The organism is Ruegeria sp. CH5, assembly GCF_056537025.1.
This window is the reverse complement of record NZ_JBQFQT010000001.1, coordinates 1,080,691-1,091,806: the sequence shown is the minus strand read 5'-3', so window position 1 is coordinate 1,091,806 and position 11,116 is coordinate 1,080,691. Positions and strand designations below refer to the sequence as shown.

13 protein-coding genes are annotated in these 11,116 nt (G+C 60.7%); 6 read left to right on the top strand and 7 right to left on the bottom strand.

The window, feature by feature from the left end; genetic code table 11:
- Position 1: 1 nt before the first annotated feature.
- Positions 2–1,960, bottom strand: coding sequence for a DNA topoisomerase IV subunit B (parE, locus tag ACR0JC_RS05435; protein ID WP_170338242.1), 1,959 nt, complete (start codon positions 1,958–1,960; stop codon positions 2–4).
- Between the two features lie 156 nt (positions 1,961–2,116).
- Between parE and ACR0JC_RS05430 the strand changes: the two genes are divergently transcribed.
- Complete coding sequence (locus ACR0JC_RS05430) at positions 2,117–2,725, top strand: carboxymuconolactone decarboxylase family protein (protein WP_170338244.1); 609 nt, start codon at positions 2,117–2,119, stop codon at positions 2,723–2,725.
- A gap of 45 nt (positions 2,726–2,770) precedes the next feature.
- Here the strand turns inward: ACR0JC_RS05430 and ACR0JC_RS05425 are convergent, their stop codons facing one another.
- Positions 2,771–3,649 (bottom strand): alpha/beta fold hydrolase, encoded by an 879-nt coding sequence (locus tag ACR0JC_RS05425; RefSeq protein ID WP_170338247.1) that lies wholly within the window; start codon positions 3,647–3,649, stop codon positions 2,771–2,773.
- Between the two features lie 182 nt (positions 3,650–3,831).
- Here ACR0JC_RS05425 and ppk2 point away from each other — a divergent pair, with 182 nt between their 5' ends.
- Positions 3,832–4,713 carry a polyphosphate kinase 2 gene (ppk2, locus tag ACR0JC_RS05420; protein ID WP_437342832.1) on the top strand — a complete coding sequence of 294 codons (882 nt, stop codon included), beginning with the start codon at positions 3,832–3,834 and terminating at the stop codon, positions 4,711–4,713.
- A gap of 101 nt (positions 4,714–4,814) precedes the next feature.
- Positions 4,815–6,167, top strand: a complete 1,353-nt coding sequence (locus ACR0JC_RS05415; protein WP_170338251.1) for an MATE family efflux transporter — start codon at positions 4,815–4,817, stop codon at positions 6,165–6,167.
- Positions 6,168–6,182: 15 nt separating this feature from the next.
- On the opposite strand, the gene ACR0JC_RS05410 is transcribed toward ACR0JC_RS05415, so the two are convergent.
- Together ACR0JC_RS05410 and ACR0JC_RS05405 are read right to left on the bottom strand one after the other, a co-directional pair.
- Entirely contained in the window at positions 6,183–6,584 is a 402-nt protein-coding gene (locus ACR0JC_RS05410; protein ID WP_170338253.1) for a hypothetical protein, read from the bottom strand.
- Positions 6,585–6,598: 14 nt separating this feature from the next.
- Positions 6,599–7,801: a pyridoxal phosphate-dependent aminotransferase gene (locus tag ACR0JC_RS05405; protein WP_170338255.1), complete on the bottom strand. Its 1,203-nt coding sequence runs from the start codon at positions 7,799–7,801 to the stop codon at positions 6,599–6,601.
- Positions 7,802–7,893: 92 nt separating this feature from the next.
- On the opposite strand from ACR0JC_RS05405, the gene ACR0JC_RS05400 reads away from it, so the two are divergent.
- The 3 genes from ACR0JC_RS05400 (at position 7,894) to ACR0JC_RS05390 (ending at position 9,107) form a co-directional block, all read left to right on the top strand.
- A complete protein-coding gene (locus ACR0JC_RS05400) occupies positions 7,894–8,286 on the top strand; it encodes a helix-turn-helix domain-containing protein (protein WP_170337797.1) in 393 nt (130 codons plus the stop codon).
- Positions 8,283–8,531 carry a succinate dehydrogenase assembly factor 2 gene (locus tag ACR0JC_RS05395; RefSeq protein WP_170338258.1) on the top strand — a complete coding sequence of 83 codons (249 nt, stop codon included), beginning with the start codon at positions 8,283–8,285 and terminating at the stop codon, positions 8,529–8,531. The genes ACR0JC_RS05400 and ACR0JC_RS05395 overlap by 4 nt, the downstream gene beginning before the upstream one ends.
- A 78-nt stretch (positions 8,532–8,609) precedes the next feature.
- Positions 8,610–9,107, top strand: coding sequence for a MarR family winged helix-turn-helix transcriptional regulator (locus tag ACR0JC_RS05390; RefSeq protein WP_093962569.1), 498 nt, complete (start codon positions 8,610–8,612; stop codon positions 9,105–9,107).
- Here the strand turns inward: ACR0JC_RS05390 and ACR0JC_RS05385 are convergent.
- The 3 genes from ACR0JC_RS05385 to ACR0JC_RS05375 are packed head-to-tail and all read right to left on the bottom strand — an operon-like array spanning position 9,101 to position 10,955.
- Positions 9,101–9,832, bottom strand: coding sequence for a DUF1194 domain-containing protein (locus ACR0JC_RS05385; protein WP_170338260.1), 732 nt, complete (start codon positions 9,830–9,832; stop codon positions 9,101–9,103). The genes ACR0JC_RS05390 and ACR0JC_RS05385 overlap by 7 nt on opposite strands.
- Positions 9,829–10,530, bottom strand: coding sequence for a DUF1194 domain-containing protein (locus ACR0JC_RS05380; RefSeq protein WP_170337802.1), 702 nt, complete (start codon positions 10,528–10,530; stop codon positions 9,829–9,831). The genes ACR0JC_RS05385 and ACR0JC_RS05380 overlap by 4 nt, the downstream gene beginning before the upstream one ends.
- Entirely contained in the window at positions 10,527–10,955 is a 429-nt protein-coding gene (locus tag ACR0JC_RS05375) for a VOC family protein (protein ID WP_170337804.1), read from the bottom strand. Before ACR0JC_RS05375 ends, ACR0JC_RS05380 begins: the two co-directional genes overlap by 4 nt.
- Positions 10,956–11,116: the final 161 nt, after the last annotated feature.

The window sequence follows — 11,116 nt, the reverse complement described above, 5'->3', positions numbered from 1 at the left end:
TTTAAACATCCAACTCCTCCACAAACCGCGCGTTCTCTTGAATATATTGGAACCGCAGTTCGGGTTTCTTACCCATCAAGCGCTCGACCAGATCGCCGGTCTCGCCCGGTTCGTCCTCGTCGATGGTGACGCGGATCAGCTTGCGGGAGGCCGGGTCCATCGTGGTTTCTTTCAGGTCCTTGGCGTCCATCTCGCCCAGACCCTTGAAGCGGCTGACGTCGATCTTGCCTTTGCCGCCCAGACCTTTTTCCAGCCACGCGTCGCGCTCGGCTTCGTCCAGGCAATAGACGCGCTTGGCGCCTTGGGTCAGGCGGTAGAGCGGTGGGCAGGCCAGGTACAGGTGGCCCGCGTCGATCATCGGGCGCATCTGGGTGAAGAAGAAGGTCATCAGCAGCGAGGCGATATGCGCGCCGTCTACGTCGGCGTCGGTCATGATGATGACCTTGTCATAGCGCAGGTCGTCGATGTTGAACTTGGTGCCCAGCCCGACGCCAAGGGCCTGCGTCAGGTCATTGATCTCGGCGTTGGTGCCCAGTTTCGAGCTGGCCGCGCCCAGTACGTTCAGGATCTTGCCGCGCAGGGGCAGCAGCGCCTGTGTCTTGCGGTCGCGGGCCATCTTGGCCGAGCCGCCAGCCGAGTCGCCCTCGACGATGAATAATTCGGTGCCGTCGCGTGTTGAACTACTACAGTCCACCAACTTGCCGGGAAGACGGAGTTTCTTAGTGGCGGACTTGCGTTGTGTTTCCTTCTCGGCCCGTCGGCGCAGGCGTTCCTCGGCCCGCAGGATGAGGAAATCCAGAATGGCGCCGGCGGATTTGGTGTCGGCGGCCAGCCAGTTGTCGAAATGGTCGCGGACCGAGTTTTCGACCAGCCGCTGCGCCTCGACCGTGGCGAGGCGGTCTTTGGTCTGGCCGACGAATTCGGGTTCACGGATGAAGCACGAGACCAGCGCGCAGCCCCCGGTGATCAGGTCATCGCGGGTGATCTGGGCGGCCTTCTTGTTGTTGATCAGTTCACCGTAGGCCTTGATGCCCTTGAGGATCGCGGCCCAGAAGCCCGCGACGTGGGTACCGCCCTCGGGCGTGGGCACGGTGTTGCAGTAGGACTGGATGAAGCCATCGCGCGACGGTGTCCAGTTGATCGCCCATTCCACTTTGCCGGGGGCGCCGAATTTCTCGTTGAAATCGACGGTTCCGGCGAAGGGCTGCTCGGAATAGGTCGAGGAGCCGTTCATCGTTTCCTTGAGGTAGTCCGACAGGCCGCCGGGGAAGTGGAAGGTGGCCTCGGTGGGCGTCTCGCCGTCGTCGATGGCGGTTTTCCAGCGGATTTCAACGCCCGAGAACAGGTAGGCCTTGGAGCGGATCGATTTGAACAGGCGGGCGGGTTTGAACCGGTGGTGGCCGAAGATTTCGGGGTCGGCGTGGAAGGTGACGGTGGTGCCGCGCCGGTTGGGAGCCGAGCCCACCTTTTCGACCGGACCCAGCGGGATGCCGCGCGAAAAGCGCTGTTCGTACAGCTCCTTGTTGCGGGCCACCTGTACGACCATCGAATCCGACAGCGCGTTGACCACCGAGGCGCCCACGCCGTGCAGACCGCCCGAGGTCTGGTAGGCCTTGCCCGAGAACTTGCCGCCCGCGTGCAGGGTGCACAGGATCACCTCAAGCGCGGATTTGTCGGGGAACTTCGGGTGCGGGTCGATCGGAATACCGCGGCCGTTGTCCCGCACGGTCAGGGCGTAATCGTCGTGCAGTTCCACCTCGATACGGTTGGCATGGCCGGCAACGGCCTCGTCCATCGAGTTGTCGAGGATTTCGGCCACCATGTGGTGCAGTGCCCGTTCATCGGTGCCGCCGATATACATGCCGGGGCGTTTGCGCACGGGCTCCAGGCCTTCGAGGACCTCGATCGAGGAGGCGTCGTAGGTGGTGGCGGATTCGGGCGTCAACAGGTCGTCGGGCATGGGTGCTGCTCTTGTTTTTGGGTTTGGCCCATTATGGCAGGTGATGTAGGTCGGGGGAAGAGGCACGCGAGGTGTTGTATCAAACTTGCGGTCGGTGGCGGGTTGCAAAACGGTTGGTTTTCCCGCTGAGTTGCGGAAATCGCGGAGGAGCAGGTGATGAGCTGGATCAAGACGATACCATTCGACGAGGCACGCGGTCGGTTGAAGACGCTGTATGACCGGGTCACGGGGCCCGGGAACAATGTGGACAACATCATGATGGTGCATTCCCTGCGTCCACATTCGATGGAAGGTCACATGGCGCTCTACAAGAACGTGCTGCACCATTCGGGAAACTCGGTTCCCAAGTGGTTTCTGGAAGTGCTCGGAGTCTGGGTCAGTTCGCTGAATCGCTGCGGCTATTGTGTTGAGCATCATTTCAGCGGGTTGCAGCGACTCTTGGGCGACGAGCAGCGCGGTTTGGCCATCCGCGCGGCGATCGAGGCGGAAACACCCGAGACGGCGCCGCTGGACCCCGCACAGGTGGCGGCGATGGAATACGCCCGAAAACTGACCGAGAACCCGGCCGACCTGGTGGCGGGGGATATCGACGCGTTGCGATCTGTTGGCTGGGACGATGGTGAGATCCTGGAGATCAATCAGGTTTGCGCCTATTTCTCCTATGCCAACCGCACCGTTCTGGGGCTTGGCTGTTCGACCAAGGGCGACATTCTGGGGTTGTCTCCGAACAATTCGGACAATCCGGATGACTGGGGCCATCGGTGAAGGGCGCTGCCTCTTGCGTCCTTCGGCGTCGGGCGAAGAGTTGGCTCAGTTGTCCTGAACCCAATCGAGAATAGCGTCGGCCACCGCCTGAGGTTTCTGGTGATGCAGCCAATGGTCTGTACCGTCGATCTGCATGCGGGTCAGGTTGGGAGCGAACTCTTCCAGCCCATCGGTGCATTCGGGAAGCAAGGCTTTGTCCCGCGGCCCCCACAGAAGCAAATGCGGGCAGCGGACCCTCAGCCTGTCAACGGGCAGTTCCGGCAGGTCCGTGCAGGGCGCGCCTGGCTCAGCCACCACAAGGGGTGAGGCCCGGTACCAGTTCAGCATGGCGTCGAGCCGTTCCGGGCGGGCCCATTCGGTGCGATAGTCGCCCATGCGCGCGTCGCTCATCCAGTCCAACCCCATGCCATGCCGAAAGAATTGTTCGAGCTTGGCGAAGTTGTCGGCCGAAAGAAATTCGGCTGCATCGGGCGCGCGCAGGCGGTTGATGTATTGAGAGGCCTCGGATTGTTTGCCTCCTGCCGCAAGTTCGCGCTGGAACGGGACAGGGTGAACACCGTTGGCGATGATCAGGCGGCTGACCAACTTGGGGTGGAACATGGCAATTCCGTAAGCCACCGAGGCGCCCCAATCATGTCCCAGCACAGTGACGGGGTCGCCAACCTGCTCGATCAGCACGGCCATGTCCGACACCAGCTTTGACAGCGCATAGTTCGAAATACCCTCGGGGGCCCAGCTTTGACCATAGCCACGCTGGTCCGGCGCGATGCAGTGAAAGCGGTCCGACAGGTGCGGGGCCAGGTCGGACCACGCGCCGCCATACTCCGGGAAACCGTGCAACATCAAAAGCGTAGGCAGGTTGGGATCGCCCCAGCGGCGGACGAAGAACGGGTGGCCGTTGAGGTCGAAGAATTCGCTGTCCATGCGGGATGCCCCTGACTGAGTTCACACCTGCAGAGTTTTCGGAGCCGTCGCCGAAGTCAACTTGATACGGATCAACGCGGAAAAGATGCAGATCTGCTAGGCGTTTCGGCGGACAGTGACACAGGAGAGAGCATATGGACGCAGTGATCCGAAAAAAGACGACCGCAGCCCCCGTGGCCGTCATGGCCAAACCGAACGCGGACACCGAAGCGCCCACCCGCGAAAAGATCCGGCAGGCCTTTGAAAGCGGGGAGTATCCGTATCGCTCGAAATTGTCCCGGGCGGCTTATGAAAAGCAGAAGGCCCAGTTGCAGGCCGAATTGTTGAAGGTGCAGTTGTGGGCGCAGGAGACCGGGCAGAAGTTCGTGCTGTTGTTCGAGGGTCGCGACGCCGCCGGCAAGGGCGGCACCATCAAGCGGTTCATGGAGCATCTCAACCCGCGTCAGGCCCGGGTGGTGGCGCTGAACAAGCCGACCTGGGAGGAGAAGGGCCAGTGGTATTACCAGCGCTATATCCAGGAATTGCCCACCGTCGGCGAAATGGTCTTTTATGACCGGTCCTGGTACAACCGGGCCGGGGTCGAGCGGGTGATGGGGTTCTGCACCCCGAACGAATACCTCGAGTTCATGCGCCAGACGCCCGAGTTGGAGCGCATGATGGTTCGGTCGGGAATCCAGTTTTATAAATACTGGTTCTCGGTGACACGGGATGAGCAGCTGCGCCGTTTCAAAAGCCGCGAGACGGACCCGCTGAAGCAATGGAAACTGTCGCCCATCGACAAGGCCAGCTTGGACAAATGGGATGACTACACCGAGGCGAAAGAGGCGATGTTCTTCTATACCGACACCGCCGACGCGCCTTGGACCATCGTCAAGTCGAACGACAAGAAGCGCGCCCGGCTGAACTGCATGCGGCATTTCCTGTCGACGCTGGATTATCCGGACAAGGATCATGACATCGTGGGCCAGCCCGATCCTCTGATCGTGGGGCAGGCACATCATGTGGTCCACCGGTCGGATCACATCCTTGGTACGGCGATCCATCCCGAGGCGCGCGTCACCTGATTGGCCCGACGGGCGTCACCGAGGTCTCGAAGTGAAATTTCAGAGATCTCCCCTTGCCCCGGCTCGGGGCCGCGCATATGGCTGGCGGGATGAGAAAGGTCATGACATATCCCGCCCATTTCCGGGCCATTGCTGTGCTGGGGCTGCCGTTGATCGGTGGTCATCTGGCGCAATTCGCCATTGGCCTGACGGATACGATCATGCTGGGCTGGTATGGCGTCGAGGCACTGGCCGCGGTGACGCTGGCCAGCAGCTTTTACTTTGTTCTGTTTCTTTTCGGAGGCGGATTTGGCCTAGCCGTCATGCCGATGGTCGCGACCGCGGCCGCAGAGGAGGATGAAACCAGCATTCGCCGCAGCACCCGAATGGGTCTGTGGCTGTCGCTGCTGTATGGCATGCTGATCATGCCGCTGCTGTGGTGGTCCTACCCGATTCTGATCGCCACGGATCAGGATCCACAAGTGGCGCAAACCGCGTCCGAGTATCTGCGGGTTGCGGGCTGGGGCCTGTTCCCGGCGCTGGTGGTGATGGTTCTTAAATCCTATCTGGCCGCTCTGGAGCGCACGCAGATCGTGCTGTGGATTACCGTCGCGGCGGCAGTGGTCAATGGACTTACGAATTATGCGCTGATCTTCGGCAACTGGGGCGCGCCGGAACTGGGCGTGATGGGTGCCGCGATTGCATCGGTGGTCACGCAGAGCGTGTCGCTGGTGGCCGTGATCATTTACGCGGTGAAAGTCCTGCCGGAACATAACCTGTTCCAGCGGTTCTGGCGCCCGGATTGGGAAATGTTGCTGAGCGTCCTGAAGCTGGGTGTGCCCATCGGTCTGACCTTGTTGGCCGAAGTGTCTCTGTTCGCCATGTCCGCCTTCATGATGGGTTGGATCGGGCAGGTGCCGCTGGCGGCGCACGGGATTGCGCTGAACCTGGCGTCGGCGACGTTCATGGTGCATCTGGGCCTGTCGAATGCAGCAACGATCCGGGCCGGCAACGCGCTGGGCCGCAAGGATCGACCGCATCTCGAGAAAGGCGCAATTGCGGTCACTGGCATGTCCCTTGTGGTGTCAGTGCTGACAATCATCCTGTTCCTGACCTGCGCCGAGCCGCTCATCTCGGTATTTGTCGAACCGGACGACCCGCAGCGCCCCCAGATTCTGGCCATCGGGACCGGTCTGCTGGCCATGGCGGCCCTGTTCCAGTTGGTGGACGGCGCGCAGGTAATCGCTCTGGGCCTTCTGCGGGGGTTGCAAGACGCCAAGGTGCCCATGGTTATGGCGGGCCTCAGCTATTGGGTCGTGGGGATCCCCGCATCCTACTACTTTGGTTTCGTGCAAGGCATGGCCGGGATCGGAGTTTGGCTTGGCCTTGTTCTGGGCCTGGCCTGCGCGGCAGTCATGCTGATGGGACGGTTCTGGCTGCGATCCGTCCGCGTGGTTGGTGCGCCCGCCGCATAGCGACAACCGGCAGGCTCAGCCCTTGTCCAGCCGATCGGCCTTCTTGCGCACCAGTACCGTGCGCAGGTCGTGCATCGCCAGCAGCAACCGGTCCGTAATGTCTTCCAGCTGGGTATCGGTCGCCTTGGACTGGGCCCACTGCGTGGTCAGGTTCAGGTGATCGATCGTGCGGTGGATGTCGTCGACGTCGCGCCGCGCAAGCAGGGCTTTGCGTTCGTCCATCCAACGGGCGATTTCGACTTTGTCGGCTTCGGTCAGGGTACCCTGACCATGCGGCTTGACCTCGCCGTTGCGGATGTTGATCACCGCGATCTGGTCCATTTCGATCCGGCGCTGCCGGTTCTCCGTGTCGATCTTGAACACGACCGCGCCGTTCTCGCGGACGCGAAAGTAATATTCGGGCAGTGCTGCGGACATGACGAATCTCGGTCTTAGCTCAGGGACGCGCAAAACCGCTGGATGCGGGTGCAGGCCTCGGTCAAGGCTTCGTCCGAAGTCGCGTAGCTGACGCGGAAATTGGGGCTGAGGCCGAACGCCGCTCCAAACACTACGGCCACGTCTGCTTCCTCCAATAGGGCGGTCGCGAAGGCCTCGTCCGTGTCGATGACCGTACCGGCCGGTGAGGTCTTGCCGATCAACCCGGCGATGGACGGATAGACGTAGAATGCGCCCTCGGGAGTGGGGCAGGTGATGCCGTCAATCTGGTTCAGCATCCCAACCACAAGATCGCGCCGGCGTTTGAAGGTTTCATTGTTCGGGGCAAGGAAGACTTGGGTGCCGTTCAAGGCCTCGACCGCGGCCCACTGGCTGATCGAGCACGGGTTCGACGTGGATTGCGACTGGATCTTGCGCATGGCCGCGATCAGCTCGACGGGGCCTGCGGCATAGCCGATACGCCAACCAGTCATGGCATAGGCCTTGGAGACACCGTTGCACGTGAGTGTGCGATCATACAGCCCGGGTTCGACTTCGGCTGGCGTGCAGAACTCGAAGCCGTCATAGGCCAGGTGTTCATACATGTCGTCCGACATGATCCAGACATGAGGATGCTGCATCAGAACATCGGTCAGAGCCTTGAGCTCGGCGCGGCTGTACCCGGCTCCTGTCGGGTTCGACGGCGAGTTGAAGATGAACCATTTGGTGTTTGGCGTGATTGCGGCTTCCAACTGGTCTGGGGTCAGCTTGAAGCTGTTTTCCAGTGTGGTCTCAACCACGACAGGCGAACCGCCCGCAAGCAGCACCATGTCCGGATAGCTGACCCAGTAGGGGGCGGGAATGATCACTTCGTCGCCCGGATTCATCGTCGCCATCAGCGCATTGTACAGCGTCTGCTTGCCACCTGTTCCGACCGAGATCTGTGCGGGCGTGTAGTCCAGCCCGTGGTCACGTTTCATCTTGGCGCAAGCGGCCTGTTTCAGCTCGGGAATGCCGTCAGGCGCGGTGTATTTCGTTTTACCGGCGGCGATTGCGGCAACGGCTGCGTCCTTGATGTTCTGCGGCGTGTCGAAATCGGGCTCACCTGCGCTAAGGCCGATGACGTCACGTCCGGCGGCCTTCAACTCGGCGGCTTTGGCCGTCATGGCAATGGTCGGCGAAGGTTTGACGCGCGACAGTGTCGCAGACAGAAAGCTCATGGTGGGCCCCGGTTTGTATGTTGCTCAGGACTGTCATAGGGTGCCGCCGAAACACGATCAAGCGATATGCTTTTGAAGAACTGGAGAGTTTGATGAGCGACGAAACCGACTGGTTCGGACCCGAGGCCGCGACATTCGGAGACCGCGTGGCCGGCGCGCGCGAAGCCGCCGGTATGACCCAGACCCAACTGGCCCGCCGGCTGGGTGTCAAGAAGTCCACTGTGGTGGCCTGGGAGAATGACCTGTCAGAACCGCGCGCCAACAAGCTGTCGATGATGGCAGGTATGTTGAACGTGTCGATCATGTGGCTGCTAACCGGTGAAGGCGAGGGCATGGACGCTCCGGACGTCGCGGAAGCCGCGGATATGGAGCTGGCACCGCTGGTCGCGGAGTTGCGCGCCATCCGAGGTGAGATGCGCGCCAGTTCCGAGCGCCTTGCGCGGGTCGAGAAAACGCTGCGGCTGAAGCTGGAGAAAGGCGAATGAACGACATCCGGATCAAGCGGCTGAAGATGCGGTCGATGCGGCGCGGCATCAAGGAAATGGACATAATTCTGTCTGCCTATGCCGACCAGCGGCTTGAGCGGATGTCTGCGACCGAATTGGACCTGTACGAAGCTTTGTTGCACGAAAACGATCAGGACCTCTACCAATGGGTAACCGGGCAGGTCGCCGCCCCCGAACACTACGCGAGCATGATCTTCGATATCTCGCAAGTATTTCAAAAATAGAGGCAAAATAGACTTAACCGATTCTTCGGAATTTCGCGTCAAAGTTTCCTGAACGGCGCGATGGAATCGGAGGATCGGATGAGTTTGGAATTGCAGGTCTCCGCACCCGGAACCAAGGGGTTCATGTCCAGCTATCTTGAGGCGCTGGCATTGGTTGAACGTCTGCATCGGTTGCTTCTGGACGTCATCAAGGACGAGTTCGAGCGGGTCGGCGTTCTGGAAATCAACGCGGTGCAGGCGCTGCTGCTGTTCAACATCGGTGACCACGAGGTGACTGCCGGTGAACTCAAAAGCCGCGGCTATTATCAAGGCAGCAATGTCAGTTACAACCTCAAGAAACTGGTCGAGATGGGGTTCATGCATCACCAGAGATGCGAGATTGACCGACGTTCGGTACGGGTGCGTCTGACACCTCGGGGGCGGGAAATCCGTGACATCGTGGCCGATCTCTTCTCGCGGCACGCCGAAGGGCTACAGGCCAAAGGTGTCCTTGGCACCGAAGGGATCGAAGAGATTACCAGCGCTTTGCGCCGAGTCGAACGGTATTGGACGGATCAGATCCGGTACATCTACTGACTACCGCCGTTCAATGGCAAAACTTGGGACAGGGTCAGCGAATCCAGCTCTCTGATCAGCTTGCGCGTCATCGCGTCTTCGTAGGCTTCAAATCCCAAAGCGGTTTCGACGAAGGCTCCGGGCCCCAGAATGACCCAAGCGTTGTAATAGGCCGACAACTCTCCGATTTGCACATACCGCTTGTCCCCGGTGCTGGGATCATCGGCTCCGATCACGAGCCCATTGATCGTGATGCCGGTTGCCTGCAGTTGGGCTTTAGCTTCTCTGGGATGGAGGCCGACATTGTGCTTGCCATCTCCTGAGAGGTCCAGCGTCCGCTTCCAGCAATCGGCTTGGGTATCCAACAAATCAGCCCCGTACTGCATGGCAGACCCCACCGCTGTGCCCTGTGGTGCCGATGACCGACGCGTGGATTGCAGACGTTGCGCAATCCCGGACAAATCGGTCGGGGATCGAATGTCGGTCCAGCCGACCAACAGCCGCTGAAAACCGGCTTCGCTCCATTCGAAAACGGCGATGCGAACGGGGGCTTCGGGATTTGACAGGATCAGCCGTTCCACCTCCGGCCGTTGCAATGCAGCGGCCAAGCCGTCCAATTGAAGTCGGTATTCGTTGCTGTCGACTGAGCCGGAAACATCCAACCCAAGCGCCAGGGCTTGCCGGCATTGAGCGGCGGCCGGGCTGCCCAAGGCCAAACAACACAGAGCCAGCGCACGGGTAATCATTTTGCGCTGCGCCCCAACGCGCCGACCTGAAGGCTGGTCAATTCCCGTTCCAGCTTGCGTCGCATGGCGCGTTCAAAATCTTCGAACCCTTGCGCGATTTCCAGAAAGGCGTTTGGCCCATGCAAGACGTTGTTCTCAAAAAACGGGATGAGGAACAGCTCCCCTTCGAAATCCGCCGCATTTATGACCAACCCATTCACGGTTATGCGGTCGAAGGGAAAGTGGCGATAGGCGATCTGCGGACCGTAGCCGTCATTGTTCGAGCCGTCCCCGGACAGGTCAATCGTTTGAAACAGGCATTGCGGAGCCTGCTCCATCAGAGAGGCCCCGAAAGCCAGGGCATATCCCATGGCAGTGGCCGAGCCGCTGTCCGATCTTTGGGACTCGCTCACCTGTGTCGCTGCAACAAGCAGATCAGCCTCGGTCTCGATCAGGCGCCAGGGAAGGACGATGTACTGGGCGTCGCGACCGCTCCACTCATAAACCGTCAGGGCTACGGGCAGCGGCGAGGAAAAGAACGCTTTCCGGACTTCAGGAGCGATCAGGGCTGAAGCCAGGCCCTGCCGCTGCAGGGCGTCTTCTTTGGCGTCGACCGAAACGGATATGTCCAAAGCAAGCGCCAAGGCCAGCCGGCAGTTTTGGGCCTCAGCAGAGCTGGCCAGAACGGCCAGCCCCAATCCTGTCAGCCAGCGGATCACCAGTGGCCGGTGCTTTCCATGCTGGCCCAAGGTTCGGCCGGGGGCAAGGCATCGCCATTCTGCAGCAGTTCAACCGAAATGTTGTCAGGCGAGCGCACGAACGCCATACGCCCATCGCGGGGAGGGCGGTTGATGACGACGCCATTGTCGGCAAGGTGCTGACAGGTCTCGTAAATGTTGTCGACCCCATAGGCTAGGTGGCCGAAATGGCGGCTGTCGCTTGGCAAACCCTCATCGCCATCCCAGTTCCATGTCAGCTCGATCGGCCTGTCCTCCTGACCCGGAGGGGCCATGAAGATCAGCGAAAACCGCCCTTCCTCGCTGTCGTAACGGCGGGTTTCCTGGAGTCCCAGCAGCTTGTAGAAGGCCATGGATTTTTCCAAATCCTTCACGCGCACCATGGTGTGGAGGTATCTCAGCCCCATCTCGGCGATCCTTTCGGTGTTGATGATTGTGTGCAGCTTAGCGCGCTGCAGGGGCGTGTCGAGGGGGCGGTCGCAGAGAAACCGAAAAATGCGCGACGCAGCACACATATGGCGGTTTCAGTGCTGATGTTGCCGATATATAGTGGTCGGCGACTCATTTC

Bases quoted from the DNA above. Each gene is read 5' to 3' on its own strand.
- ACR0JC_RS05400 (WP_170337797.1), top strand. From the start codon at position 7,894: ATGAGCGACGAAACCGACTGGTTCGGACCCGAGGCCGCGACATTCGGA.
- ACR0JC_RS05415 (WP_170338251.1), top strand. From the start codon at position 4,815: ATGACATATCCCGCCCATTTCCGGGCCATTGCTGTGCTGGGGCTGCCG.
- ACR0JC_RS05410 (WP_170338253.1), bottom strand. From the start codon at position 6,584: ATGTCCGCAGCACTGCCCGAATATTACTTTCGCGTCCGCGAGAACGGC.
- ACR0JC_RS05375 (WP_170337804.1), bottom strand. From the start codon at position 10,955: ATGGGGCTGAGATACCTCCACACCATGGTGCGCGTGAAGGATTTGGAA.
- ppk2 (WP_437342832.1), top strand. From the start codon at position 3,832: ATGGCCAAACCGAACGCGGACACCGAAGCGCCCACCCGCGAAAAGATC.
- ACR0JC_RS05425 (WP_170338247.1), bottom strand. From the start codon at position 3,649: ATGGACAGCGAATTCTTCGACCTCAACGGCCACCCGTTCTTCGTCCGC.
- parE (WP_170338242.1), bottom strand. From the start codon at position 1,960: ATGCCCGACGACCTGTTGACGCCCGAATCCGCCACCACCTACGACGCC.
- ACR0JC_RS05405 (WP_170338255.1), bottom strand. From the start codon at position 7,801: ATGAGCTTTCTGTCTGCGACACTGTCGCGCGTCAAACCTTCGCCGACC.
- ACR0JC_RS05390 (WP_093962569.1), top strand. From the start codon at position 8,610: ATGAGTTTGGAATTGCAGGTCTCCGCACCCGGAACCAAGGGGTTCATG.
- ACR0JC_RS05430 (WP_170338244.1), top strand. From the start codon at position 2,117: ATGAGCTGGATCAAGACGATACCATTCGACGAGGCACGCGGTCGGTTG.
- ACR0JC_RS05395 (WP_170338258.1), top strand. From the start codon at position 8,283: ATGAACGACATCCGGATCAAGCGGCTGAAGATGCGGTCGATGCGGCGC.
- ACR0JC_RS05385 (WP_170338260.1), bottom strand. From the start codon at position 9,832: ATGATTACCCGTGCGCTGGCTCTGTGTTGTTTGGCCTTGGGCAGCCCG.